Annotated in this window: 28 protein-coding genes and 1 pseudogene; 19 read left to right on the top strand and 10 right to left on the bottom strand. The window is 65.6% G+C overall.

Annotation, left to right across the window (positions count from 1 at the left end; translation table 11 throughout):
- The first annotated feature begins 13 nt into the window (after positions 1-13).
- From I6J77_RS15625 to I6J77_RS15570, 12 genes are all read left to right on the top strand, one after another.
- Positions 14-730 (top strand): hypothetical protein, encoded by a 717-nt coding sequence (locus I6J77_RS15625; protein ID WP_204109733.1) that lies wholly within the window; start codon positions 14-16, stop codon positions 728-730.
- A 230-nt stretch (positions 731-960) separates the two neighbouring features.
- Positions 961-1,413, top strand: a complete 453-nt coding sequence (locus tag I6J77_RS15620) for a hypothetical protein (protein WP_204109732.1) — start codon at positions 961-963, stop codon at positions 1,411-1,413.
- Complete coding sequence (locus I6J77_RS15615) at positions 1,400-1,885, top strand: DUF4440 domain-containing protein (RefSeq protein WP_204109731.1); 486 nt, start codon at positions 1,400-1,402, stop codon at positions 1,883-1,885. Before I6J77_RS15620 ends, I6J77_RS15615 begins: the two co-directional genes overlap by 14 nt.
- Positions 1,886-2,266: 381 nt before the next feature.
- Entirely contained in the window at positions 2,267-3,442 is a 1,176-nt protein-coding gene (locus tag I6J77_RS15610; RefSeq protein WP_204109730.1) for a hypothetical protein, read from the top strand.
- An 88-nt stretch (positions 3,443-3,530) separates the two neighbouring features.
- Complete coding sequence (locus I6J77_RS15605) at positions 3,531-4,019, top strand: GNAT family N-acetyltransferase (protein ID WP_204109729.1); 489 nt, start codon at positions 3,531-3,533, stop codon at positions 4,017-4,019.
- A gap of 106 nt (positions 4,020-4,125) precedes the next feature.
- On the top strand, positions 4,126-4,680 hold the full coding sequence (locus I6J77_RS15600) for a WG repeat-containing protein (protein WP_204109728.1): 555 nt from the start codon (positions 4,126-4,128) through the stop codon (positions 4,678-4,680).
- A 140-nt stretch (positions 4,681-4,820) separates the two neighbouring features.
- Positions 4,821-5,192 (top strand): hypothetical protein, encoded by a 372-nt coding sequence (locus I6J77_RS15595; RefSeq protein WP_204109727.1) that lies wholly within the window; start codon positions 4,821-4,823, stop codon positions 5,190-5,192.
- 517 nt (positions 5,193-5,709) lie between these two features.
- Positions 5,710-6,693, top strand: coding sequence for a hypothetical protein (locus I6J77_RS15590; protein WP_204109726.1), 984 nt, complete (start codon positions 5,710-5,712; stop codon positions 6,691-6,693).
- Between the two features lie 128 nt (positions 6,694-6,821).
- A complete protein-coding gene (locus I6J77_RS15585) occupies positions 6,822-7,655 on the top strand; it encodes a hypothetical protein (protein WP_204109725.1) in 834 nt (277 codons plus the stop codon).
- Between the two features lie 200 nt (positions 7,656-7,855).
- Positions 7,856-8,281 (top strand): GFA family protein, encoded by a 426-nt coding sequence (locus I6J77_RS15580; protein ID WP_204109724.1) that lies wholly within the window; start codon positions 7,856-7,858, stop codon positions 8,279-8,281.
- 90 nt (positions 8,282-8,371) lie between these two features.
- Positions 8,372-8,734 carry a UBP-type zinc finger domain-containing protein gene (locus tag I6J77_RS15575; protein WP_204109723.1) on the top strand — a complete coding sequence of 121 codons (363 nt, stop codon included), beginning with the start codon at positions 8,372-8,374 and terminating at the stop codon, positions 8,732-8,734.
- A gap of 106 nt (positions 8,735-8,840) precedes the next feature.
- The gene (locus I6J77_RS15570; RefSeq protein WP_204109722.1) at positions 8,841-10,463 is read left to right on the top strand and encodes a cyclic nucleotide-binding domain-containing thioredoxin-disulfide reductase; all 1,623 of its coding nucleotides are present in this window, start codon (positions 8,841-8,843) and stop codon (positions 10,461-10,463) included.
- A gap of 35 nt (positions 10,464-10,498) precedes the next feature.
- Here I6J77_RS15570 and I6J77_RS15565 read toward each other — a convergent pair whose 3' ends face one another.
- From I6J77_RS15565 to I6J77_RS15550, 4 genes and pseudogenes are all read right to left on the bottom strand, one after another.
- Positions 10,499-11,806, bottom strand: coding sequence for a glycoside hydrolase family 2 (locus I6J77_RS15565; protein ID WP_204109721.1), 1,308 nt, complete (start codon positions 11,804-11,806; stop codon positions 10,499-10,501).
- 10 nt (positions 11,807-11,816) lie between these two features.
- Positions 11,817-12,233 (bottom strand): VOC family protein, encoded by a 417-nt coding sequence (locus tag I6J77_RS15560; protein WP_056718159.1) that lies wholly within the window; start codon positions 12,231-12,233, stop codon positions 11,817-11,819.
- A 135-nt stretch (positions 12,234-12,368) separates the two neighbouring features.
- Positions 12,369-12,524, bottom strand: a pseudogene (locus I6J77_RS15555) (HupB); the annotation flags it as partial.
- A 102-nt stretch (positions 12,525-12,626) separates the two neighbouring features.
- The gene (locus I6J77_RS15550) at positions 12,627-13,850 is read right to left on the bottom strand and encodes a serine hydrolase (protein ID WP_204109720.1); all 1,224 of its coding nucleotides are present in this window, start codon (positions 13,848-13,850) and stop codon (positions 12,627-12,629) included.
- 98 nt (positions 13,851-13,948) lie between these two features.
- On the opposite strand from I6J77_RS15550, the gene ggt reads away from it, so the two are divergent.
- The 3 genes from ggt (at position 13,949) to I6J77_RS15535 (ending at position 17,434) form a co-directional block, all read left to right on the top strand.
- Positions 13,949-15,763: a gamma-glutamyltransferase gene (gene ggt / locus I6J77_RS15545; RefSeq protein WP_239309049.1), complete on the top strand. Its 1,815-nt coding sequence runs from the start codon at positions 13,949-13,951 to the stop codon at positions 15,761-15,763.
- Positions 15,764-15,918: 155 nt separating this feature from the next.
- Positions 15,919-17,181, top strand: coding sequence for a phosphatidylserine/phosphatidylglycerophosphate/cardiolipin synthase family protein (locus I6J77_RS15540; RefSeq protein ID WP_204111515.1), 1,263 nt, complete (start codon positions 15,919-15,921; stop codon positions 17,179-17,181).
- 46 nt (positions 17,182-17,227) lie between these two features.
- A complete protein-coding gene (locus I6J77_RS15535; RefSeq protein WP_204109719.1) occupies positions 17,228-17,434 on the top strand; it encodes a hypothetical protein in 207 nt (68 codons plus the stop codon).
- A 136-nt stretch (positions 17,435-17,570) separates the two neighbouring features.
- On the opposite strand, the gene I6J77_RS15530 is transcribed toward I6J77_RS15535, so the two are convergent.
- Positions 17,571-18,203 carry a hypothetical protein gene (locus tag I6J77_RS15530; RefSeq protein ID WP_204109718.1) on the bottom strand — a complete coding sequence of 211 codons (633 nt, stop codon included), beginning with the start codon at positions 18,201-18,203 and terminating at the stop codon, positions 17,571-17,573.
- A gap of 186 nt (positions 18,204-18,389) precedes the next feature.
- Between I6J77_RS15530 and I6J77_RS15525 the strand changes: the two genes are divergently transcribed.
- Both I6J77_RS15525 and I6J77_RS15520 read left to right on the top strand, forming a co-directional pair.
- Entirely contained in the window at positions 18,390-19,187 is a 798-nt protein-coding gene (locus tag I6J77_RS15525; protein ID WP_204109717.1) for a hypothetical protein, read from the top strand.
- Positions 19,188-19,303: 116 nt separating this feature from the next.
- Entirely contained in the window at positions 19,304-19,843 is a 540-nt protein-coding gene (locus tag I6J77_RS15520; RefSeq protein WP_204109716.1) for a DinB family protein, read from the top strand.
- Between the two features lie 39 nt (positions 19,844-19,882).
- Here I6J77_RS15520 and I6J77_RS15515 read toward each other — a convergent pair whose 3' ends face one another.
- The gene (locus I6J77_RS15515) at positions 19,883-20,224 is read right to left on the bottom strand and encodes a cupin domain-containing protein (protein WP_204109715.1); all 342 of its coding nucleotides are present in this window, start codon (positions 20,222-20,224) and stop codon (positions 19,883-19,885) included.
- Positions 20,225-20,471: 247 nt separating this feature from the next.
- Here I6J77_RS15515 and I6J77_RS15510 point away from each other — a divergent pair, with 247 nt between their 5' ends.
- Positions 20,472-21,461, top strand: a complete 990-nt coding sequence (locus I6J77_RS15510; protein ID WP_204109714.1) for a mechanosensitive ion channel family protein — start codon at positions 20,472-20,474, stop codon at positions 21,459-21,461.
- Positions 21,462-21,470: 9 nt separating this feature from the next.
- Here I6J77_RS15510 and I6J77_RS15505 read toward each other — a convergent pair whose 3' ends face one another.
- The 3 genes from I6J77_RS15505 to I6J77_RS15495 form a co-directional block, all read right to left on the bottom strand.
- Positions 21,471-21,821 carry a helix-turn-helix transcriptional regulator gene (locus I6J77_RS15505; protein WP_204109713.1) on the bottom strand — a complete coding sequence of 117 codons (351 nt, stop codon included), beginning with the start codon at positions 21,819-21,821 and terminating at the stop codon, positions 21,471-21,473.
- The gene (locus I6J77_RS15500) at positions 21,805-22,296 is read right to left on the bottom strand and encodes an SRPBCC family protein (RefSeq protein WP_204109712.1); all 492 of its coding nucleotides are present in this window, start codon (positions 22,294-22,296) and stop codon (positions 21,805-21,807) included. Before I6J77_RS15500 ends, I6J77_RS15505 begins: the two co-directional genes overlap by 17 nt.
- Before the next feature lie 113 nt (positions 22,297-22,409).
- Positions 22,410-23,804 carry an Hsp70 family protein gene (locus I6J77_RS15495; protein WP_204111514.1) on the bottom strand — a complete coding sequence of 465 codons (1,395 nt, stop codon included), beginning with the start codon at positions 23,802-23,804 and terminating at the stop codon, positions 22,410-22,412.
- Between the two features lie 171 nt (positions 23,805-23,975).
- Here I6J77_RS15495 and I6J77_RS15490 point away from each other — a divergent pair, with 171 nt between their 5' ends.
- On the top strand, positions 23,976-24,995 hold the full coding sequence (locus I6J77_RS15490) for a hypothetical protein (protein ID WP_204109711.1): 1,020 nt from the start codon (positions 23,976-23,978) through the stop codon (positions 24,993-24,995).
- Between the two features lie 52 nt (positions 24,996-25,047).
- On the opposite strand, the gene I6J77_RS15485 is transcribed toward I6J77_RS15490, so the two are convergent.
- Positions 25,048-25,488 (bottom strand): CHRD domain-containing protein, encoded by a 441-nt coding sequence (locus tag I6J77_RS15485; RefSeq protein ID WP_204109710.1) that lies wholly within the window; start codon positions 25,486-25,488, stop codon positions 25,048-25,050.
- Positions 25,489-25,523 lie beyond the last annotated feature (35 nt).

Below are 25,523 nucleotides of genomic sequence, written 5' to 3'. Positions count from 1 at the left end.
GAACGGGGGGAGCATGAAGAAGGTATGGAAGGTGGGCCTGCTGATGGCGGCCCTGTTGATGTTGCACGGGTGTGCGACGGCTTACGGAAAACGCGGCATCACGGGTGGGTACAGCGAACAGAAGGTGGACAGCTCCCACTATGTCGTCGAGTTCGACGGCAATGGCTATGCGTCCAAGGACAGGGTCTGGTACTTCTGGATCTATCGTTGCGCCGAACTGACACGGAGCAATGGCTACATCTACTTCTCGCTGGAAGCGGATGACCATCTGCACAACAGTGGCTATGCGCCGGATGGTGATGTCGGCGCACAGTTGGTGCCCGCCGTGCTCACCGACCAGGATGATGGTCGTCTGGTCGAGGTCGGTGGCGCGGGCGGATACATCTATATTCCCGGGCAAACCATCACGACGTGGCATTCAAGGGCGATGGTGTCCATGTACGGCGACAAGCTGCCGGAAAAAACCGTCCTCATGAAGGCCCAGTCCGTGCTCGACCTGCTGGTCGACTACATCAGGAGCAACGGCAAGAGCGATCCTCCGGCTCGCGAATTCATCATCGATCAGGCTGCCTACGCCCTTGCCCCGGACAAGGCCATCGTGAATCTGCATCAGTACAAGATGGCCCATCCTTCCCGGCCGCGGAAGGAGGTGCCTCCGTTTCTGCGCGCGCCAAGCCAGCCCGCCCCAACCTTGCCTCCGTTCCTTGCGGCTCCGGGACAGAAAATCTAGATGGCCTCTGACGGTGCTCCGGGAAAGAGACGAAGTGAGCTGGCCCGGGTTTGACGGACACCGCGGAGATAGGTGAGTGGCGTTACTGCCTCCGTGCTTCTGGTTGTGGGAAGCAGTGTAGGCAGCCGGCGAGAAAACGGGGGCGTCGGGATGAGGAAAGCGGCTTCCACATTTGAATGAACGAGGCGGCATGCGATGCCAACTGCGCAAGAAGGACAAGGGAGCGGTCCATGACACTGAACGAAACAGCGCGGGAATGGCGTTTGAACAGCGCCAGCGCTTCGGCGCTGCTGCCCGTCGTCATCCCGTTGTTGATGCTGGCGTTCGGCCTGGTGGTGCTGATTGCTTCAGCTCTTCGAAGAGTCCAGGTGACCGATTTCAATTTCGGTTTTCTGGTCGTGTGGATCTGCGTGGTGCTGTGGGTGACATACAACACCCTTTCCATGCCTCGTCGCATCGCCATCGAACCCGGCGGGTGGCTCAGCTTCCGCAGCCCGCTCGGCGAAACGCGCATGCGCGCGCAGGATGTCGTCTCCATCAGCCCCGGACGCGGCCAGCTTGGCTATTTGCAGCTGGAGCATCGAGGCGGAACGCTGCGCTTCATCGCCCAGTTCGATGACTTTCATACCTTCCTCAATCGCCTGACCGAATTGAATCCTGCGGTCGTCCTTGAAGGTTGTTAGCACCAAAAACCAAAAACCGGAACAGAACAAAAACCGGAACAAAAACCGGGGTCAGAGTGCACTTTTGCCGAACCACCAGGGAAATCGACGTGAACAGAATCGCCCCTTCTTCGGCATCCTGCTCGCAGCCGTCGCGGTGAGCGCGGCGGCTGCTTCAGGCCTGGACAGCGCTGCCTCCGAAGGGGTTGCGCTGTCCAGGACGGTGACCCGCCTGGATGCCGGCTTGTTCGATGCCTTCAATCATTGCGACACCCCTGGGGAACTGCAAAAGCACGCGGGCTACCTGGCGAGGGATCTGGAGTTCTATCACGACAAGGGTGGCGTGACCTGGACGCGTGCCGCCTACCTCGCGAATACGGAGAAGAACGTCTGCGGACATTTCCGGCGCGAGCTGGTCACCGGCAGTCTCGAGGTTTTCCCGATCAAGGATTTCGGTGCGATCGAGCAAGGGGGCACAAGTTCTGCGACCTGAAGACCGGCCAGTGTTTTGGCGAGGCCAAGTTCCTGATCGTCTGGCGACAGCAGGCCGGGAAATGGGAAGCGACCCGCATCTTCAGCTACGGCCACCGACCGATCGTTTCTCCATAGAGGCAGCACTCTTTCTGCGTTGGGAAGTCGGGCCTCGGAACTCTCGTGTCCGTTGGTCGAGTCGCGGACAGTTGCGCATGAAATTCGGGTTGCCGGAAGCAAGCCGGCACGGCGGCCCGGGCTCGACACGCTCCCGCGGCGTGACTGCGATACCGCCTGGCGAGTAGTGTTCTCTGTCTCTGAAAGCTTTGGTCACGGCAGATTGCGCCATCGCGGGCATCGCGCCGCTCGTCTCCACCGGTGGTTCCTGTCCTGGAGCAAGTCGATGTCCGAGTTCCTCATCCGCAGCTTTGGCGACCCGCGCAGTTTCACGCCGCAGAATTTTCCGCAGGGGGTGCTGCCGCGCACGTCGGTGGAGAGTTACGTGCCCTGGGCGCTCACGGCCGACCGGCGGGTGGTGTATGCCAAGACCGGCGAGCACACCAGTTGGCGGGGCGGGTCGGCGGGTTTGCGGCCTTACGACAGCCTGGTCAGCCAGGATCGCCGTCGCCTCGCCGAGTCGGCGCTCGGCTTGATGGCGCTGGATCATCCGCAGTTCACGGCCGAAGGGGTCGGTCAGGTCAATCTGGCCATCCAGAAGTACCTGGACCATCAGCTGGTGACCAATCGGGCCGCGCTGACGAGGGAGCTGTTCGCCATCGGCCAGTATTTCTACACCGGCGGCGGCAGCGGCTTCGGCCGCATCGATACGGTGGCCAAGACGGCGCTCGGGCCTGATGGCGTGCGCAAGGGCATCTTCAATGCGCTGGCGCGGGGACGGCTGGACCAGAAGATATCGATCCATGACGCCGTCGGCCGCAAGGTGCTCCCCGCCCTGGGTGGCGAGCAACTGGCGGCGTACAACCATTGGGGGCCGATCCTGCGCCAGGACTGGTTCGACGACGCCGCCAAGCGTGGCCGCAAGCCGGCCGCGCAGCGCGCTGGCGCCACCAGTGTCGGGGGAATCGTGAGGCCGGAGCAGGCCGGGGCGGTGGGCACCACGGCGATCGCGCGGGGTCGCGGCGTCGACATGTTCCAGCGCGACACCGCGCGCACGCGCCAGCCGGAAGCGGACGCCTATTACGATGACGTCGACGCGCGCAATCTGCTGTTCGGCGCCGGCATCTCGGGCACCACCGGCTCGCTGCTGCAATCGGCCTTCGCCTTCGCCGGCGTGTTTCGCGGGGAGCCGCTCAAGCAGTACGTGCTCGCCATCGTGGGTTATCTCGTCGGCGGCGGCATGCACAGCTACCACGAGTCCATGGCGGTGGCGAGCAAGGCGGGCCTGCCCTACAACCCGGGCGCCTACGCATCCAGCCTGCCGCAGGCGTTCCTGGGCTCCATGCAATACGCGGCCTGGCGCACCGACTACTACGACATCGTGGAGCTGGGCGCGACGCACTGGCGACACAATGCCGGCGCCTTGCCGTCACACTTGAATCGGCAGCTGACGCCGTCCTGAGTGGACGAACCCGTGAAACCGGATGGAGGGACGCGTTTGCCCGATGCAGGCGCGTCGCTTCCCGCATGAATCCGTGTAAGGTCGCCCGATGCTTCGAAACGCCCATCCTGCCGACTTCCCCGCGATCCTCGCCCTCAACGAGGCCTTCGTCGCCGTGCTCAGTCCGCTGGACGCAGGGCGCCTGGCGCAGTTGCATGCGCAGGCGGCCGTGCATCGGGTGGTCGAGCGGGATGGGCGGATCGAGGCTTTCCTGCTCGCCTTCCGCGAGGGCGCGGATTACGACGGCGCCAACTACCGCTGGTTCGCACAGCGCCATGCGCGCTTCCTGTACGTGGATCGCATCGTGGTCGCCGGTGGCGGGCAGGCCGGGGGCATCGGCAGTCGGCTCTATGCCGACGTCCGTGCGCTGGCTTCGGCGGACGCGGTGCCGCTGATCGCCTGCGAATTCGATATCGATCCGCCCAACCCGGCCTCCGCACGTTTTCATGCCAGGCAAGGCTTCCACGAAGTCGGGCAGCGACGGGTCGACGGCGGCAAGGTGGTGTCCATGCAGGTGCTCGACGTAGCTGTCCGCTGAGTTGGTGGACTGCCGGCAACTGCTTCAGCATCGGGTTCACGTGCTTCAGCCAGGAAGCCGAACCTCCCTGCCTTGACCCTGGCGATCGTCGATCCACGGTGACGGAATGGGACTCATGAAGCACTCGTCAAGTCTTCACTGGATTGTTGGACTGCTTGGTGTCTTGTCCTGCCTGACGGCATCGGCCTGGCCGCCGCCGAACGCGCCACCGGCCGCGTGTGTCGTGGATGGCGAGACGTGGAGCCTGCCGCCCTGCGCGATGGAAACCCGACATGGCCACGCTTACGTGGCGGCACGCTACCTGCCGAAGCTCTTCAGTGGCAGCCGCGAGCATCTGGTGGCGAGGATTCTTCCCGACAGCGGCTGGTCGTACATCGATCGAAGCGGGAAAGTCGTGGTGCGTCACGTGGCTACGATGGACAACGATGCCAGCGCGTTCCACCACGGGCTGGTTCGCGTCAATCAGGATGGCAAGTGGGGGCTGGCGGACGAGGAGGGAAGGTTGGTGGTGCCGCCGAGTTATGACGGCATCCTCGACTACCAGCCAGGCCTGGGATGGAGAGTCTGCACCGGATGCCGCTCGAAGACCGATGGCGAGCACAGCTGGTTCGAAGGAGGCGACTGGATCACGCTGGATCGGCGCGGAAGAAAAATTCGATGAGTCGATGCCCCCGGGAACAGGGAAGCGTATAAAAGGCGAATTAGAAGTGCATGGCGTCTCGACGTTTTCATCATTTCAATGCCATGGCCTTTGCCAAGCGGATGTCGAAGAGAGTCGCGTGAGCCAACAAGGAGATGGAAATGGCAGTGATCTGGGGCGAGAAGATAGGCGGAAAGCACGGTTCAATGACGGCGGAAGACATTGCCGCGTTCATCACTTCCAAGGTCGGGGGCGGATCGCCCGCCTGGAAGGCAAGTCTTCTGACGGCGGCAGGCAACGTGCTCGGCCACGACGGGCGCGGTAATGGCTCGGTCGTTCGGCACAATGGCAAAAGCATTCGGCATATCACCACGGGCAAGGGCGCCGGCCACGTCACCCTGTTCTTCACGCTCGAGCCCGGTGAGGTCGGCAGCGTGATCGGAGTGGGCTCGCACCACGACGAGAAGGGCGCCACGTACGATATCGACTGGCACACGCCCGGATGGGTCGTCGGCAAGCGGGTGAACTTGTAGGCCGCAGGGGCGGGGGCGCCGCTCGGGAGAGGGGCAGGTTGATCAGGCCGCATGCAGGGCAAAGGGGGGTGGAGGTAATTAAGTCGGCGTAGTTACCTCCGTTCCCTCTGGTTGCCGGCAAATTCGATATCGATACGCTCAACCCGGCCTCGCAGATTTTCATGCCAGGCAAGGCTTCGAAGAGGTCGAGCAGCGGCGGGTCGACGGCGGCAAGGTGGTGTCCATGCAGGTGCTCTGGAACTCGAATCATCGAGACAAGGCAGGGGCGGAGCGTACTTTGATATCTGACCCCGAAGGAAAGGTGACTTTGACTCTGGGTCTCCTAGATCCCAGCTGCCGGCCCTGGCTTCCAATAAAGGGCTGGCCTCCGGAGTTTCGAAGGCATGCCAAAGACATATTTTTGTTGGAAATTTACCAGGCTGCATGGGAACTGCATGGATATAATTTCTGTTCTGTTGCTTTAAAGTGCTTAATATCCTTAACTGGCTGATCCATGGAGGGTGGTATGCGAATTACAATGTCATTCGTCCTGAGCTCTTTTCTTCTTCTTTTGACAGGTTGTGCTGCTACGTCTCTGGTCCGCGTAGATCCACCCCGGCCGGGCGAAGAGCACATAATAGACCAACGATATGCATATCTGAGTTGCGACACGAATTTCTATCACAGGAGTGATGCAGAAATCGCGGCAGCGAAGAAGAAAGGTAGCTTCTACCCCGACACGGAGGCATGGAAGTATTTCAAATACGCCATGATGGCAAGTAATGCGTATGATACGCCCGACCAGTTCTATATTCCCGGTTGGACCAGAACTGATCGTTATGAAACGAAAAACGATCTTGAGTTTGACGTCTACGAACGTGACGGCTCCAATCCGAAGGAAATCGTCGTCGCGTTTCGTGGGACCGAGTTCAACCATCTAAAGGACTGGGTGGCCAATATCGCGCCCATCGAGCCTGGTCAGAACAAGGAGGCGGCAACTTTCATTGCTGGTTTGCGTAGATTGCATCCGTTCGCTCAGATCACGACTACCGGGCATTCGCTCGGTGGTGCGCTGGCGATGAACATGTCTCTACGATTTGACGGAGTGAATGCTGTAGCTTTCAATTCCTCGCCGCGTGCTTTTTTCCGGACGAAGAACAAGAGTAACAGCAGGGTGCACGTGTTTGAGGCAGGTGAGGTGCTGTTTTTTCTCAATCGGACGTGGTTGAGATTGAGAATGCCGCACGTTCAACCGGTCCGTTATAATTATATGGATTACTACTTTCGTTTTGGTAGAAGCTTGGTGCAGGAACATGCAATTTACGGACTGGCGCGAGGTTTGATGGTGTCAGCCATGAGCAATGGCAGCAATGAAGCGCGAGAAGCTTTCATTTCGAATATAAAAGAGGCTGACGCGCGCAGATTTGACTGGAAGGATTGTGCACACCTCTACGCGGAAGCCGAAGTAGGCAAAAAGGAAGTTGTGCTGGAGGCGGAAGGCGTCAAGGCCGCCCTTCCGTAGCGGCTTGTTTGGAATTTTCATGACGCAAAATGAACGGTGTCATTATTGATGCCTTTGTTTTTATTTCGTAAACGAAATCTGCTTGTGGAACGCACTTCGGAAAAACGCCATTCATCAGGAGCACGGACATGCCCAGGATATTCGTGAAGTTTCAGGATGAAAAACACGTTGAACTCGCTGCAGGTCCCGACGCCACTTTCCGCAGTGTGGTCGAGCAGGCGTACCGAGAGCTTCGGCCGCATGACGAACTCCCGCCAGACGACAAGCTGAAGATTTTCTATGACGGCAAGCTTGTCGCAAAAGCTACGCTCACGCTGGGCGACATGAATGTCCAGGCGCACAAGACGATTTCCGTCGAACTTCCCGCCCGCCGGGAAGACGCCCCGATCGACAACGTATTGGCGAAGCTGCAGGCCTTCCTGCGGCTGTCGGCCGGAGAACTTGGGCCGGACGAGATGACGTTCATTGGCATCGGTTGCTTCGACCATGGACATGGCGAAGATTCGATCAAGCGCCAACAATGCCCTGATTCGCTGCTCCAATACTGTATCCGGCAGCGGGTCGACTTGAACCTGATACTGGTCGACCCCGGCTTTGCGGATACCACGGGCAGGTTCCGGCAGATCTACGACATGCCGGGGTGGCGGCTTCAGTTCGAGGAGGAGGGCAGCCGGATTCGGCAATACAGCTACACCCCCTCAGTGACGGCCGGCGCGTGCGATGTCTGGCTCACCGTGTTCGCCACGGGGATTGCCGAATACACGCTGGAGCTCGCCGGCCAGGGCAAGCTCATCGGCGGCATTTCCCTGCCGGACGTCTTCGCCGCCGCGGGCGGCCCCCACCATCCGGGTGCCTGCGTCATCAGCGGCAACTTCTATCTGACGCCCGCCGATGCGAGCCAATACTTCACGCGGGGATCGCAGCAGGTCATTGCCGCGGCGGGATTCACCCACAATCCCTAGGGGGCGGCGTGCGTGGGGGCATTGCCGCGTCATCCGCCTGGCTTCGCACTGCTCTCAGTTGTCATGCGGGTTCGGCGCAAGAGCAGGCCTGCTGACGAGCAGGCGAAGGTATCCGGTGCCGGGGTCAGTTTCCCGTGGCCTGATGGCGATTGCCCGTGACATCATTCGCCATCCACAACCCATATATTCAAGAGGCTCCCATGAAGGTCCCGTTCTCGGGCGGCTGCGCCTGCGGCAGCATCCGCTACGCGTGTTCCAGCGAGCCGCTGGCCATGCTGAACTGCCATTGCCGCGATTGTCAGCAATCGAGCGGCGCACCGTTTGCCTCGGGCGTGGTGGTGCCGAGGGCGTCCGTCGACATCACGGGCTCGCCGCAGGAATATGCGGTTAGCGTATCCAGTGGTCTCCTGGTCACGCGGAGCTTTTGCGCCACCTGCGGCAGCCCCTTGTTCACCATGGGTGAGGCGAGGCCGGATTTCATGTCCATCCGCTTCAGCAGCCTGGACGACACCAGTGGCTTCCGGCCGGCACTGGACATCTGGACGTCCAGCGCGCCATCGTGGGTTTGCTTGGATGAAGCGTTGCCGCATTTTGCGCAGTCGCCGTCCGCGCAGAAGCAGGCGTAGCCGGACCGCATTCACCGAACCGTTCTTCCGGACAGGATCGCGTCGACTCTGCGACGTTTTCGGGGGACGACCCGAGCCGAGGAATCCACCATGACGCATGATCCGCACGACAGTGACGATATCGATCCTGCGGTGGCGCCTTCGGGCACCGGTTGCGTGGAATGTCTGCAGGCTGGCCAGTGGTGGTTGCACCTTCGCCGATGCGCCACGTGCGGACATGTCGGCTGTTGCGACACGTCACCCCATCAGCATGCGACCGCGCATTTCCGCGAGACGGGCCACCCGGTCATCACCAGCTTCGAGCCCGGGGAGGACTGGTTCTACGACTACCGCAGCGGGGCCACCTTCAACGGCCCGACGTTGCGCGCACCGCACATGCATCCGCTCGATCAGCCGGTGCCCGGTCCCGCGGGACAGGTGCCGCGGAACTGGATGGATCTGCTCAACGACTGACGCGGGCCATCGCCGGAGTTCGCCCGGGTGGCATGATCCGCCGGACGCGACTCCCCCCGAGCCACCCGCGCAGGGTGGCCGACCCGCCCACCGCAAGGACAGGACCATGGAATCGATCGGCGCCAACCTGAGCGAGATGCAGCGCACGCCGCTGGCGCCTGCGCACGTCGCCGCGTTGCGCGAGGCGGGCAGGCAGGTGAGCTACACGGCCGGCACGTACCTGGCGCGGCCCGGTCAGTTGGCCGATCGCTTTGTCTATGTCCTCGACGGCGAGATCGAGGTGGTCAACGCGTATACCGATGAGCGCCACCTGCCCTCGACGCTGGGGCCGACCCAGTTCATGGGCGAGATATCGTTCCTCAACGGCGGCAACGCCTCGATGGCGATGCGTGCCGTGCGCGACACCTCGGTGATCGAGGTGCCGCGCGCCACGATGCTGACCCTGATGTCGCGGATTCCCGAGATGTCGGACATCATCATCACCGTCTTTGCCGCGCGTCGCCGCCGGCAGATCGAGCAGCGGGACAGCACGCTGGTGCTGATCGGCGAAGAGCGCGACCGCGAGGTCCGCTGCATCGCCGAATTCGCCGACCGCAACCGCATTCCCTACGCCTCGCATGCACTGGGCAGCGCCGGGGCGGATGCGCTGGCTGCCACCTGTTCGCTGGCGCCCGGCCGGCCCGCGGTGATCTTCGGCCGCGACACGGTCATCGACGATCCCACGCCGGACAAGATCGCGCGCCTGCTCGGCCTCAATCTCGACCTGGTCGACGACGAGGATTTCGACGTGCTGATCGTGGGCGGCGGGCCGGCGGGCGTGGCCGCCGGTGTCTATGCCGGCGCCGAGGGCCTGTGCGCGCTGGTGACCGAGGACGTCGCCATCGGCGGTCAGGCCGGCACGTCCAGCCGGATCGAAAACTACATGGGTTTTCCCACCGGGATCTCCGGTGCCGACCTGGTCTGGCGCGGCCAGATCCAGGCGATGAAGTTCGGCACGCGTTTCGCCATGCCCCGCCGCGTGGCCCGGCTCGAAGCGCTGCCCGACGGCGGCTTCTGCGCCACCTTCGACAACGGCAAGCGGGTCCGGGGCAAGGCGGTGGTGGTGGCGACCGGCGTGCAGTATCGCCGCCTGCCGATTCCGCGGCTGACCGAATTCGAAGGCGCCGGCGTGTATTACGCCGCGACCGATATCGAGGCGCGCTACAGCAAGGGCACCGAGGCGATCATCATCGGCGGTGGCAATTCGGCCGGCCAGGCCGCGATGTTCCTCAGCCGCACGGCGAGCCGGGTGCGCCTGCTGGTGCGCGGCCAGTCACTGGCCGCGTCGATGTCGAGCTACCTGTCGAGCCGGCTCGAGGCCGAGTCCACGATCACCATCGAGTACGGCGCCGAAGTCGGCGCGCTGCACGGCGACGACCAGCTCGAGGCAGTGACGATCCGCCATGCCGCCAGCGGCGCCGAAGAGACGGTGCCGAGCCGGGCGCTGTTCGTGATGGTCGGCGCCGCCCCCAATACCGGTTGGCTGGCGGACCTGGTCAGGCTCGACCAGCACGGCTTCGTGCTCACCGGCGCGGCGGTCGGCGCCAGCTCGCTGTTCGAGACTTCGCGGCCCGGCATCTTTGCCGTGGGCGACGTGCGCAGCGGATCGGTGAAGCGCGTGGCCTCGGCCGTCGGCGAGGGCTCGGTGGTGATCTCCCGGGTCTGGGCCTTCGTCGACGCTGGCGGCTGAACCGACCAGTTCGGCATGGGCCGTATCGAAGCAGGTCACCCGACCGAATCGCTCAGTCCCGGATCCCTGTCCGGGGCGAGAGTGCGCACGACCAGGACGGCCAGGAGCGGGATGGCGATCGCGTAGACGTACTGCGTGCGTGACACGCCGATGCCGAACGGAAACCAGATGCCCGGCACGCCGATCGGATCGAGCAGCTCGCCGCCGAACAGCCCGGCCATGATCGAGGCCAGCGTGACCAGCGACAGGATTCGCATCGGGCCGTGGCGCGCCATGCGCGCCGCGATGACGACGAACAGCGCGATCGCCCCGAGCCGAGTGCCGCCGGTCCAGCTCGCCGATTGCGTCATGGCGCCGACCGTCCCGGCCATCGCCAGCACGATGGCCAGCACATCGATGCTTCGCCACGGGGGCAGGCACCAGCGGTTCCAGGCCAGCAACCAGGCGGCGATCGTCGGCACCCACAGCACCGATGCCAGCCACGCATAGGTGGTCAGGTCCTGCAGGTCGGTCCATGAAACGATTGCATTGTCGAGGCGCCTGGTTGCGGCAAGCGCCAGCGCAATGCTGGCGAAGATCAGGAAGCCCCTGCGCCGGCTGCGCGACCCGCAGGCCAGCGCCAGGCCGATGAGCGCCAGCATGGCGATCGGTTCGATCACGTCGACGATATAGCCGGCAATGGTTCGCTGCCATTGCACGCGGTGGAGTGCGGCGGCTATCGGCCGCGGTGCAAGGATGGGCGCGCTGTGCATGCCGCCGCCGGTGGCGCTGATCGCGGAAGCGGGAAGCATGTAGGTGCGGACCGCGAGCACGCCGCGAGTGCCCGCCGCATCGGCGGGAAGGGCAAACCGCAGCGGCCGCGTGCCGACGACGCGCGGGGCGGCGCCGAGCCTTCCCGAGCCGCCCAGCCGCTGGCCGTTCCAGTACAGTTCGTAGCCGTCCTCGACGAGGGTGGGACCGAGGACGTCCCAAGCCGCGCTGCCTGCCGGCACCGTCACCGCGCGTCGATACCAGGCGTAGCCGCGATAGCCGGGATGGCCGTGCGCCATCCAGCCGTCGACGTAATCGGGCAGGCCCACGTCGCCGTCGTGGCTGCCGGGCGGGGCGGTCATGTCGATGACTTCCCACGCCGCATCGTCCGTATCGGGGTCGGCCCAGCGCGGATCGTCGCCAGTATGGAATCGCCAGCCGCCATCGAGCAGGGTCGCCGCTGCGCGCAGCTCCGGCGGATCAGGACGGCCGCCGCTGGCCAGGTCGACGATCACCACGATGACTGCCATCAGCGTCGTCACGATGATGGCGAGGATCGGTCTGCGTCGGGTCGCGTCCAACCATGGCGCCATGGAGCGGGACTCAGCCCTGTTCGGCAGCAGGCATTGCCGCCGGGTCCATCCACAGCGCCGCCCACATGTGGCCGTCGGGATCGGCGAGATCGCGCGTGTACATGAAGCCCATGTCCTCGGCCGGGTTCACGTCGGCCTGGCCGCCGTGGGCTGCCGCAGCTTCGTTCATCGCGTCTACCGCCTCGCGGCTGTCCAGCGCCAGCGAGAGCATCGAGTTGCAGCTTCCCGCCGGCGGGAACGGCCGATCGGTGAACGTGCGCCACTTGGCGTGGGTGATCACCATCACCTGGATCGCCTCGCTCCACACCATGCAGGCGCCGCTGTCGTCGCTGAACTGCAGGTTCTGTTCGAACCCCAGGGCGCGGTAGAAGTCGACCGAGGCCTTGAGGTCGGCGATCGGCAGGCTGATGAAGAGCTTCTTTGTCATGGCGGCATTCCCCGAGTGGCACGAAGTGTGGAGACTCTACGCTCGTGGAGCGTCGACCGTACGACGAACGACCCGCGGCCGAATCGACAAGCCTGGCCGACTCTCGCGACGCGGTGAGGCATGCCCGGCGGCTCAGGACTTCTTGCCGCCGCCGTCCTGCTTGTTGACCGTGGCCCAGGCGATGCGCTCGGCGGTCTTTTCCGATTTGCCCTCCTTCTTCTCGCTCTGCTTGATGTGCGCGGCTTCGCGTTTCTGCTTGTCGGTGTACGACGACTTGTCGCCCTTGGACATGACGCTGCTCCTTCACGGGATGGAGCAAAGCACGCTAGGCGGCGCCGGGTTAACGCGAGGTGGTCGATCGAGGACGATGGCGTCAAGGCGTCGACGGAGGGCTCAGTGCGCGAGCGCCTCCTCCACCGCGCTGAACGCCGACTTCCCGCCGGTGCGCTCGTCCGGCATGCCGGTGGCGAACCACACCACGCCGGTGCCGCCCTTGCGGTCGACCCACAGCCCGGCCTGCAGTCCGTAGGCGGAACCGGAATGGCCGATGCGCGCCACGCCGTCGCCGAACGGGTCGTCACGGCAGCCCTGCACGGGCGTGGCCAGGGTCTGCACGGCCAGGCCGTAGCGACAGAAGAAGCCGGCGTCGGCATCGCCGGTATCTTCTTCGTAGGTCAGGCCGTTGCCGGCACGGTAGCGCCATTGCGGGGTGATCATCGCCTGCACGGAGGCGGGCTTGAGCAGGCGCCGGCCGTCGATGCTGCCGTTGCCCAGCAGCAGGCGGCCGATGCGGGCCAGGCCGTTGGCGGAAATGCGCAGGCCGCCCTGCGGCGAGAACAGCGCGCCGTTGTCGCCGGCCCGCCATTGCGACAGGTCGCAGCTGCCTTCGGCGGCCGGCGTCACCGGGCAGTCGGGTTTGCGGCCGTGGTTGTCGTCCTTCACCGGCTTGCCGTCCGCGTCGTACAGCACCACGGCGCGCGCCGCGGTCGCCGCGTCGCAGCGGTCCCAGTTGAAACAGCCGTGGATGCCCAGCGGCTGCAGCACCAGGCGCTCCATCAGCTGGTCGAAGCGCTCGCCGGTGGCGCGCTCCATGATCTGCGCCACCAGCGGAAAGTTGAGGTTGGTGTAGCGGAAATACGTGCCCGGCGCATGGCGGGTGTCCCACGCGCGCGGATCCTCGACGATGTCGCGCAGCTGGCCGCCCAGCGGCGTCTGCCAGTAGCCGGCCGCGTCGGTGAGGCTGGAGCGGTGCGACAGCAGCAGGCGCAGGGTGATCGGCGCCTCCGGAAAAGCCGGATTGCGCAGGCGCCAGCCCAGCAGGGCGGAGGCGTCCGCATCCAGGTCGAGCTTGCCGGCCTCCACCAGCCGCATCACGCCCAGCGTGGTGACCAGCTTGGAGATCGAGGCGATGCGCACGGGATCGTCCGCGCTGAGCTTGCGGCCGGTGGACTTGTCGGCCAGTCCATGCACCCGCGTGGCGGTGATGCCGTCGCGATCGAACGCCACGCGCACGCTGGCCACGGGTTCGCTGGACGCGGGCTCGCTGGTCGCGGGCCTGCCCGCGCGGGCATCGGCGCAGAGAAGCAGCAGCAGACAGACGATCCAGCGCATGGCCATGATTCACTCCAGTCGGGAAGCTACCGAAAGATACTGCGGCTTTTCATGATGCGGGCGGGTGGGGCTATGCTGGATCGATCACTGCCGAGGATGAACCCATGCCCGATACGAACACGCCGCGCATCGATTGCAGCCCAGCCATCGCCGCCGAGGCGTTCCACCATCGCCGCTGGCCACGTCGCGCCCTGCTGGTGGCGATGCTGACGGCGTTCATCGCCCCGGCGCTGGCCCAGCAGGTCAATCCCGACGAGACCGGGCATGAGCCGGACAACACGCGCGAGGCCTTGCAGCACGCGAGGCCGGTGACCGCGAAGCATGCGATGGTGGTCAGCGCCCAGCACCTGGCCACGATGGTGGGCGTGGACATCCTCAAGCGCGGCGGCAATGCGGTGGACGCCGCGGTGGCGGTGGGTTTTGCCGAGGCCGTGGTGCATCCGTGCTGCGGCAACATCGGCGGCGGCGGCTTCATGACCATCCACCTGAAGGATGGTCGCAACCTGTTCCTCAACTTCCGCGAGAAGGCGCCGGCGAAGGCCACGCCCACGATGTTCCAGGATGCCGCAGGCAACGTGGTCGAAGGCCGCAGCACCGACACCTATCTCGGCGTGGGCGTGCCCGGCACGGTGATGGGTTTCGACACCGCGTTGAAGGCCTACGGCACGATGTCGCTGAAGCAGGTCATCGCGCCGGCCATCAAGCTGGCCCGCGAGGGCTACATCCTCCAGCAGGGCGACGTCGACAGCCTGCGTTCCGGCAACGACGGCCTCGCGAAACATGCCAACGTGGCCGCGATCTTCCTCAACCACGGCAAGCCGTTCAAGGTCGGCGAGCGGCTGGTGCAGAAGGACCTGGCGCATACCCTGGAGCTGATCGCGAACGGCGGTGCCCGGGCTTTCTACGAAGGGCCGATCGCCCGCGCCGTGGTCAAGGGCAGTGACGCCAACGGCGGCATCCTGTCGTTGCGCGACTTCGCCGATTACACCGCGCAGTGGGAGAAGCCGATCCAGTGCGAATACCACGGCTACACCGTGGTGTCGGCGCCACCGCCCAGCTCGGGCGGCACCACGCTGTGCCTGATCCTGCAGATCGTCAAGCCGTACCCGCTGGCCAAGTGGGGCTACGGTTCGGTCAACAGCGTGCACTACCTGGTCGAAGCCGAGCGTCGCGCGTTTGCCGATCGCAACACCTACCTCGGTGATCCGGCCTTCGTGCAGAACCCGATCGACACGCTGCTCTCGGACGCACACGCGGCCGGGCTTCGCGCGACCATCAAGCCGGACAGGGCCACGCCATCGTCCGAGATCACGGGCAGCCTCGGCGCACCCGAAGGCAACCACACCACGCACTATTCGGTGGTCGACAAGGACGGCAACGCCGTCTCCACCACGTACACCGTCAACTTCCTGTTCGGCAACAAGCAGATCGCCGGCGACACCGGTTTCTTCCTCAACGACGAGATGGACGACTTCACCGGCAAGCCGGGCGTGGCCAACGGCGCCGGCCTGGTGCAGGGCGTGATCAACCAGGTGGAACCGGGCAAGCGGCCGTTGAGCTCGATGACGCCGACCATCGTGCTGCGCGACGGCAAGCCGTTCATGCTTACCGGCAGCCCCGGCAGCGCCACCATCATCTCCTCGGTGCTGGGCAGCTTCCTCAACGTGGTCGACTTCGGCATGAACATGCAGCAGGCCGTCAATGCGCCGCGCCTGCACCAGCAGTGGTATCCCGACGTGGTCTACGCGGGCCAGGGCCTGCTCACGCCCGAATCGCAGCAGACGCTGGAATCGATGGGCTATACGTTCAAGCAGTTCGGCGGCGGTGCGGTCGAGGCGATCCTGCTCAATCCGAAGACCGGCTTGCTCGAGGGCGCCAACGATCCGCGTCGGCCGGCGGGTCTGGCGGCGGGTTACTAGTGATTCGGCGATGCCTGAAACGGTGACACGGCCCCGCTCGCGCTGAGCGTGGTCCACGCGCCTGCATCACGCTCCCGTTGCATCCTCGAAGGCAGGCTGGTGCCACTGCCGGATGAGGAATCACGATGGTTTCAGCGGTGCGATGGCGGCGGCGTCTGCTGTGGCTGGGTCTGGGCGTGCTTGCCGCGTGTCTGGTGGGCATCGTGCTGCTCAACCTGTGGCCGCACACGCGCGGCCTGCAGCAGCGCACAGGCCACGTCAGTGCGGTGGAGAGCGTGCAGTTCCGGCGCGAGCTGGGTGCACTGCTGGGCACCGGCGTCAGCGCGGGCAACGCGGTGCAGGACTTCCAGAATGGCGCGGAGATCTTCCCCGCGATGCTGGCCTCGATCCACGCGGCCCGGCACAGCATCAATCTGGAAACCTACATCTACTGGTCCGGCAACGTCTCGAAGGAGTTCGTTGCCGCGCTGACGGAACGGGCGCGGGCGGGCGTGAAGGTGCGCGTGCTGGCCGACTGGGTCGGCTCCACCCGCATGAAGCAGGAGGTGATCGACGCGCTGCGCGCCGGCGGGGTGCGCTTCGAATACTTCCATCCATTGAGCTGGTACGCGATCGACCGCGTCAACAACCGCACCCACCGCAAGCTGATGGTGGTCGACGGAAAGGTGGCGTTCAACGGCGGCGTCGGCATCGCCGACGCATGGGACGGCGACGGCACCCAGCCCGATCACTGGCGCGACATGCAGTTCCGCGTGGAGGGCCCGGCGGCCGCGCAGATGCAGGCGATCTTCGGCAGCAACTGGCTCGCCACCACCGGCGAGGTCCTGCTTGGTCCGGACTACTACCCCGACATTCCCGCCGGCGGCGACCTCGACGTGCAGGCTTACGCCAGCTCGCCCCAGGGTGGCAGCCAGAACATGCAGCTGATGTACCTGATGGCGATCAACGGCGCGCGGCGCAGCATTGACTTGGAATGCGCCTACTTCGTGCCCGACCAGCTCACCCTGACCGCGCTGCGCGATGCGCTGGCCAGGGGCGTGCGCGTGCGCCTGGTGGTGCCCGGACCCCACGTGGACAGCACGGTGGTGCGCGACGCCTCGCAGGCAAAGTGGGGCAGCATGCTGCAGGCCGGCGCGCGGATGCACCGCTACCAGCCGTCGCTGTTCCACAACAAGCTGATGGTGGTGGATGGCTATCTGACCATCGCCGGATCGGCCAACTTCGACAACCGTTCGTTCCAGCTCAACGACGAATCCAACATCGCCATCTACGACCATGCGTTTGCCGCGCACATGATCGACGTGATCGAGCAGGACCTGACACGCTCGCACGAACTGACCCTGCCGCAGTGGCGCGCACGGCCGTGGCGCCAGCGCGCCACGGACTGGCTGTCCTCGACCATGTCCGCGCAGCTGTAGCATCGATTGCCAGGGCGAGATCGAAACCACGACCCGGAGAACCCGCATGCCCATGCCAACGCAACCTGGTCCACGCGATTACGAGAACCTGGCCCGGGTGGCGCAGGGGCAGGCTGCCACCGTGGACGAGGCCGCCGCGGAACGGTTGATCGCGGCGGGTCTGGTCCTGCAGATGGAAGCGAGCGAAGTCGCCCCGGCCTCCTTGCAGCTGACCCCCGCGGGCCTGGCGCTGATCCGTTCCAGCGATCAATGAGCCGGCGGCACCCGCCGCGAAAGAGTCGGTGGATCGGGCGCGGCCAGGCGGATGAGACAGGACGCACAACGAACGCATCGCGGTCGGCCCGCAACTTTTCGCAGCGCCCGCATGCGCCGCCGCCACATCGCGCTGGCTAGATGCTGGCGTCGTAGGGCTTTCCGGCCCGGCAATTCTCGACCGCGCGTGCATCGATCTTCGCGTAGGGCCGCAGCGTCACCACCGACTGCACCATACGGTCCTGGCTCCGCTGCACCTTGTCCAGCAGCTGGCAGAACTGCGGCGAGTGGACCATGGCTTCGGCCTGCCGGCCGACCTTTTCCCCCGCCTCGTCGCCCCGACCGATCAGCGATGCAAGGAGCACCCGGCTCATGGCGTGATCGGTGATCCGCGCGGTGCCGGACAGGGTCAGGTCAACCAGTTCGATCACGGCGGCGCGGTAATCGCGGGTCAGCGCGCGTTGTCCGTCGGTCAGCGGCAGCTGATCCGTGCCGACCTTCACCGCGCCGGAAGCGTCGATGTGCGCTTCCGGCAGATTCTTCGCGTTCATGCTGACAGGGTCGCGATGCAGCGCAGCGCGCTCGGCTTCGATATCCCGGGTGGCCACGCCGGAGCAGCCCGCGACGAGCAGGGCAAGCGCGGCCAGGGCAACGCCCGACGGGTGGAATCGTTTCGGTCGGTTCATCGGTGCATTCCTTCGACTGTGAGCCACGCCGCCGTCCGCCCGTGATGACGGAGTGGCGCGGGGCCGGGGCTTGAGTTGATGCACTCAACTCTAATCCCCGCGTTCAGGCGTTCACAGCCGACTCTTGGCACACCGGCCACGTGTCGCGCACCCGTGCCGGCAGTTGCAGGAATGGACGCCGTGATTTTCAGCAAGCGTGGCGCGCGCTGATCCGAAGACGCGCCGCCCCGCTTTGTTATGCTCTCTTCGAGCGGAAAGGCCGGGGCTGCGATGTTCGGATGGACGACAATCCTGTGCGCGGCGGCGCTGGCGCTGAGTGGCGTCGGTGCCGGACAGGCGCCAGTCCTGGTGAAGGTGACCGGGACGTACCCTGCCGGCGACGTGGTTACCTTGGGTCGCGACCAGAACTTCTACCTGCACCTCGACTACAGCAGCGACCGGCCCGTGAAGATCTGGGCGCGGCCGTACTTCGAAGGCAAGCCGGCCCATGCCGGCAGCAATCCGTCGCGAAGCTATCCGGCAGGCAGTGGTGAAGCGCTGGGATGGTTCTTCCTGTCCAGCCCGGGCGTGCGCGTGGACGAAGTGCGAATCAGCGCCGGCGATGGATCGTTCGGCGGCACCCACGTGGTGGCCGTCTACCCGGTATCGGTGACCTGCAGCACCGAGGTCGCCGGGAAAGCGCCGGCACCGGCGTGGATCGGCACACTCGAAGCCGCCGACGACGCGGCGCAGCGCGCCGATCGCGAGAAGCACCTGAACACGGTGCCGAGCGCCGGCGACGTCGCGCTTTTCAGCGGCTTCATGCTGGCGATGTGCGTACTGGGCGTGCTGGGCTTCGCCGCGCCGCTGTGGGGGCTGTGGCGATGGCGCCGGCATTGGCGATGGGCTGCGGCCGTGCCCCTGCTGGGGATGGTGTTCGTGGTGTTGCGTCTTTTCGTGGACGTCGTTCGCGATCCCACCTCGCACAACCTCTGGCCATTCGAGATTGTGTTGTGGGGTGCGTGCAGTGTCGGATGGATGCTGGTGCTGGCGCTGGCTCGCCGGCTGACTGGCGCGGGGCGGATCTGATGTCGCCGTAGTACACAGGAATCTCGCGCCTGCCGCGGCATGTCGGTTGCAGCGGATTGAGGCGATAAGCACGAACGGCCACCCCCGTCTCCCATCCCCATGTCGCGAGGAAAACGATGTCCCTGAAATCCGATTTCGAACTGATGGCCCGCTACAACCAGTGGATGAATGCGCGCCTGTATGCGGCGGCCGCGAACCTGGACGAGGCGGAACTGCGGGCGGATCGGGGCGCCTTCTTCGGCTCGATCCTGGCCACGCTGGCACACATCCTGGCGGCCGACATGCACTGGCTGAAACGCTTCGCCGGGGCGATGCCCGGACTCGCCTCGCTGGACCCGGTGCGCGCCGCGCCGCTGCCGCCGCTGGTCCGTGGCATCACGTTTCCCGACTTCGCCGCGCTGCGCGCCGATCGCGAGGCACTGGACGAGGCCATCATCGCGTTCACCGCCGAAGCGACCGACGAGCTCTACGCGCAGCCCCTGAGCTATGCCAACAGCGCTGGCGAAAGGCACGTCAAGACCAGTGCTCTGGTGCTGCGCCATGTGTTCAACCACCAGACCCATCATCGGGGCCAGGTCACCACCTTGTTCAGCCAGCTCGGCATCGACGTCGGCGTGACCGACCTCTCCGCGCTGATTCCGGAGTGCGCGGCCTGAGCCGGACAGCGTCACGGAACGCGAACAGCCCGCGTGACGTCACGCCTCGCCCGCCGGCAGCGGATCGCCGTTGTCGGCATAGGCTGCGGGCGAATAGAAATTGACGGTGGACAGCGGCTGGTCTCCGGTAGCGCGGATCTCGTGGGCCTCGCCACGCTCGATCACCAGCAACGTGCCGGCTCGCAGCGAATGCTGCTCGCCCTCTACGATGGCCGCGCCGCTCCCGGAAACCACGTAGAGCCACTGGTCAGCCCCGGCATGGCGGTTGCCGGGGCCGCCGGTGCTGCTTCCCGGTGCCAGCACCATCTGCGCGCCCTGCACCTCACGTACGGTGCCCGCCACCTCGAACCCGTCCTGCAGGGTCAGTCTCTTCAATTGCATGACGCACCTCTTCGAAGCATTGCGAAACCCGGATGACATGACCCGGCGTCGTGGCTGGAACGTGGTTGTTTGCCGGCTCAGGAAAGCGGGGTAGCGTCTAGCCTGTGCCGGGCGCGGTGAAATGGTGGTGAGGCAGCCGGCTCCCTCATCGCTGCCATACGGCTGGCGCACCGACGAGCGATGCGCGCTCGTCGACACACCGAACACGCGTGCGATGGCAGCGTGTGGCGGAGATCGGAGGGTACGCATGGGCAACGACGCCAGTACGAAATACGCGGCCGCAAGTCGCGGCCATGCGCTGTGGCTGGGCGCGTACGCGATCCTCCTGCTGGTACTGGCGGCGATCTACTACGTGCTTCGGCTCGACCTGGTGCCACTGGCGCCGCGCTATCTTCCTCCGCTGCGCCGGATCGTGGTCGGCTTGATGGCGATCGTGCTGATCCTGGCGCTGGCGCGACTGATCCGCGCCAGGGCGATCGACCGGATCGAGAATGCGGTGACCCGCTACAACCTGCAGCGGATCGCGGGGCTGGTGGTGTTCGTGCTGATCGCGCTGATCGTCGTGTCGATGCTGTTCGCGAACTGGTACGCGGCGGTGGCATCGCTGGGACTGATCTCTCTGGTGCTGGGTTTTGCACTGCAGACGCCGATCACCAGCTTCATCGGCTGGATCTACATCCTGGCGCGCCGGCCGTATCGGGTGGGCGATCGCATCAGCATCGGCGAAGCCACCGGCGACGTGATCGAGGTGACCTATCTGGATACCACGCTGTGGGAGGTGGGTGGGCCGTACGTGTCCAGCAGCCACCCCAGCGGACGGCTGGTCAAGTTTCCCAATGCCAACGTGCTGACCAGCGCCGTCTACAACTTTTCGTGGGAAATGTTTCCCTACATCTGGGACGAGATATCGTTTCAGATCGCCTACGACAGCGACCTCGCCTTTGTCAGCGAGGTGATGCAGCAGGCGGCCGAAAGGGAACTGGGCGAGGCGATGATCCGGCGCGTGCGCACGTATCGCGACATCCTGGCCAGGACGCCGGTAGACGAGGTGGAGGTGAAGGAGCGGCCCACGGTGCTGTTCAGGGTCAATGCCAATACCTGGATCGACGCCCGGGTGCGCTACGTGGTGGATCCGAAACACGCCGGCAGCGTCAAGTCGCGCCTGCTGCTGGTGATGTTGCAGCAACTCAATACCCAGCCGGACCGCGTGCGCTTTCCCAGGGGCGACAACCGCTGAGCCGAGTCTTCAGTGCTCCACGAAGCGCTGCAGCCGCGACAGCGCGCCGGCCCATTCGGCGTTGATCGCGTCCAGCGCCTTGCGCGCCTCGTCCAGCCGCGACGGTTCGAACGCCCACAGGCGCTCGCGACCGCGCCACAGGTCCTGGACCAGGCCGGCCTCGGCCAGCACGGTCAGGTGCCTGGTGACGGCCTGGCGGGTGATGGTGGTGCCGACGGTGAGCTGGGCGATCGACATCGCGCTGCCGGCGCACAGCGTCGCAACCAGGCGCAGCCGCGTGGCATCGCCCAGCGCGGCGAAGATCGGCGCGCTCCTGGCCAGCGCCGCGGCTCGGCGGGCGCGGTCAGTGCGCGGCGACATAGCGGGCGATGTTGCTCATCTGCATGGTCCAGCCACCCTCGTTCGCGCGCAGCGCGTCGGCGCGGCGTGCCGGCGGCAGGCGGTCGAAACCCGACTCGGTGAGTCGCAGCAAGGTGCCGTGCTCGACGACTTCAAGCCCGAAGGTGACCAGCGTGGTCGGCTCCTGCTCGTAGTCGGTGTCGTGGTCGACGGCGTAGGGATGCCAGCGCCAGGCGAACGCCCGCATCGGCTCGATGCGCTCGATCAGGAGCCTGAATGGCGTGCCGGTGTAGGGTTCCTGCAGCCTGGCCACCTCGGGGTCGACCTGGGTCGGCACGATCCTGCCGGTCACCGGCTGGCCGGCCACGAACGGCCCGTCGAAGGCCATGCCGAACCAGGCGCCGAGCGCGCCCGGGTCGGCCAGCGCGTGCCACACGCGTTCCAGCGGTGCGTGCAGCAGGATCTGTTGCTCGATGCGATCGGTCGATGTGTTCACGGAACTTCCTCGATGTCATGCAATCCGGAGGTTGCATGATGATCCGCTGCTTTCATGCATGCAACCTGAAAGTTGCATGTTGGCTTGTCCTTGGCGCTTCCGGATTGGCGTAGTTATCCGCCGAGTTCGCTTGCCGCCACGGCCAGGCCGGAGACCACGCCCAGCGACGGGTCGCCATGAACCAGCGGAATCTCCGGGAAGCAGGCCTGCACGCGGGTGCTGATCTGCGGCGAGCGCGAGCTGCCGCCGGTGAGGAAGACGCTGGCGGGCAGTTCGGTCAGGTCGCCACGCACGCGTTCCAGCGTGCGTTCGAGCTGGCCCAGGAAGGGTTCGATGGCTGCGTCGAAATCTTCCCTTCCGGCATCGACGGCAAGACCGGGTTCGACGAAGTCCAGCTCGACACGATGGCCGGGTGTCCTGCTCAGGACGATCTTGGTGCGTTCGGCCAGCTGGTTGAGGCGCGTGGTGGCGCCGAGCTCCTGCAGGGCGCGCAAGCGCGTGCCGTAAGGCTCGTCCACCAGGCGATAGTCCTGCCGGCGGAACTCGCGCTGCTTGGGCAGGTTGTGCACGCTGGCCGCTTCGACGAACTGGTGCTGCGGGATGCGCACGCTGTCCTTGCCCAGCAGCGGCATGAAGCTGTGCAGGCTGAGGCTCACGTCGAGGTCGGTGCCGCCCTTGGGCAGGCCCCAGCTGCGCGCGATGCGTGGCGCCGCGCCGCCGCCGAGTTCGGCATGCGCCACGTCGGTGGTGCCGCCGCCGATGTCGACGATCAGCGCGTGCTGTCGCGCGTCGAGGCTCCGGTGATAGTGCATGGCTGCCGCGGCCGGCTCTTCCAGGAAGCTCACCTCGTCGAAGCCGGCCACGCCGGCCGCTTCGCGCAGGATATCGATCGCCTGCTGCGACCCCTGCGCACCCATCGAACTGCGGAACTCCACCGGACGGCCGATCACCGCACCACGCACCGGCACGCCGAACTGGCGGCTGGCGCATAGCCTGATGTGTTCGAGGATGTGCGTGGCGATGTGCACGATCACCTTGCGCACCTGCGGGTCCAGTCGATAGCCGAACATCGACTTGGGCGACTCGATCAGGTTGCCGCCGCCGCTGTCCAGGTAGCCTTCCACCGCCTCTTCGCCGAACAGCGCGTGCTGGAAGCTGGCGACCGAGGCGGTGGCCTCGCGGGTCTGCTGCTCCATCCACTGCCGGCGCACCACGCGCAGGGCCTCGCGCTGCAGGTCGCCTTCGCCGCGTACCGCCGGGGTCTGCCCGCGCGCGGCGGCAGCCGACGCCATCTCGCGCTGGCGGGTGCGCGCCAGGCGCAGCTCCACTTCCAGCTGCGCCTGCAGTTCGGGCGTCAGCTGGAAGTCCGCCGGGTCGGGCACCAGCTCGGGGAAATACACCGCGGTGCGGAACTGCTCGGTGTCGCCGAAGCGCACCAGCTGCAGTTCGCCGTCGATGATGGCGCCAGCCGCCGAATAGCTGGTGCCGAAGTCGATACCGATAAGCATGGAAGTCACGGGATGTCTGATCGCAGCCGCGCAGTATGAGGCCGGCCGGTCGACAACCCAAACAGCGAACGTTGCGTGGACGGGGTCACGGCTTCCCGCCTTCCCGCTTGCCGGGCGGTGCTGCGCCTCCCCACAATGGCCGCCTCGCCATGGAGCGGTGCAGGTCACGCGATGTTGCAGCTGGTCAATCTTTTCCTGGTGATTTTCGGCGTGATCGCCGCGGGCAGCGGCCTGGTCTTGTGGCGCAACCAGCCGGCTTTGGCGCTGTTGCTGCTGGTACTTGGCCTTGCGCTGATCGCCCTGGCGTACTTCAGTGATCGTGGACGCGAGCGGCGCGCGGAGCAGCACAAGCGCGCCGCGATCCAGCAACGCATCGACGAGTTCGCGCGCAGGCCGGCCGGTTCGTCGCAGACGCTGCAGGTGCATGGCGGACTTCGCTACGTCCTCGCCGGCTTGTTGCTGGCCCTGCTCGGCGTGGCGGTCGTGATCATGGCGTCGGCCGACGTCAGGCACGACGTCATCCCGCTGATGCTCGGCGTGCTGCTGGTGCCCATGGGCCTGCTGCTCCTGCTGCGTGCCCTGGCGGGCGTGGGACAGCCGGCGCTGGAGCTGGACGGCGTCGGCTTTGCCACCCCGCTGACCGGGCGCATTCCCTGGCGTGAAGTGTCCGGCATCTGCCTGCGCACGGTGACGCAGCGCAACGGCAGTGAAAGCTTCTTCCTGATGTTTCGCGTGCAGCGGTTCGCGCGCGTGGCGCCGCGCATCCACTGGACCGATCGTCTGCTTGCGGTGTTCCATCTCGGAGCCCTGGCCAGGGGCGTGGTCAACGTGAGCCTGCCGTCGAAAAAGGACCCGCCGGCAGCGGTGTACGCACTGGCCCGGCAGTTGTGGAAGCAGTCGACGGGCAACGACTACGAATGGAGCCCGTTGCAGTCGGACGCCTACAACGAGGCGATGAAGCGGGCCGGTGCCCTTGCTGCGCGCCTGGACGAGCCGGGTGCGATGGCGGCCACGCTGGCCCATCCGGAGCAGATGGAACAGGCGATGGCGCAGATGAATGCCGACATGGCCCTGATCGCCGCCGAGCACAGGCGCCAGGCGAAGAAGCAGCGCTGGATGCTGGCGCTGTTCCTGCTGCTGATCGTGCTGCTGATGGCGTGGCCGTGGATCATGCGCCTGTGGGCGCGTTAGGCCAGGCCAGCTGATTGCCGGGTCTCGCCCCGGCAATCACAGGTCCTGATGCCTACATCCCCGGCGACGGACTGACCGTCATCTGCGCGCGCGCCTCGCCTTTCGGGTGTGCCTTGGTGTGCAGGTTCACGTAGGTCAGTCCGTTGAGCAGGGCGGACTGGGTCGCGGCATCGATGGTCACGCTGTTGCTCATGCCGCTCTGGTACGGGCCGGGGATCAGCTGCATCACGCCCGCGGCCACGTCCGGACCGGCCGGACCGTGGAAGTGCGCGATGGTGACCGGTCCACTCAAACCCTGGTATTCGATCGTGTACCTGAGCTGGTGGGTCACCGTGTCCAGGGTGGCGCTGACGTGCCCGCTGGGCTGGTTGGTGGCACCGTTCTCGCCGGCGAAATCGCCGCTGAGCGAGACGTCCTTCGCGGCGGCGACGGTGGAGAACGCCAGCAGTGCGGCGGCGGCCAATGGCAGGATCTTGCGCAGTGTCTGATGCATGATCGGTTCCTCCGGTAGTCGTTGGTACGGACTGT

This window comes from Rhodanobacter sp. FDAARGOS 1247, from assembly GCF_016889805.1.
Classification (GTDB): domain Bacteria; phylum Pseudomonadota; class Gammaproteobacteria; order Xanthomonadales; family Rhodanobacteraceae; genus Rhodanobacter.
The sequence above is the reverse complement of the archived record's forward strand: the minus strand, read 5'-3'. Positions and strand labels throughout refer to the sequence as shown.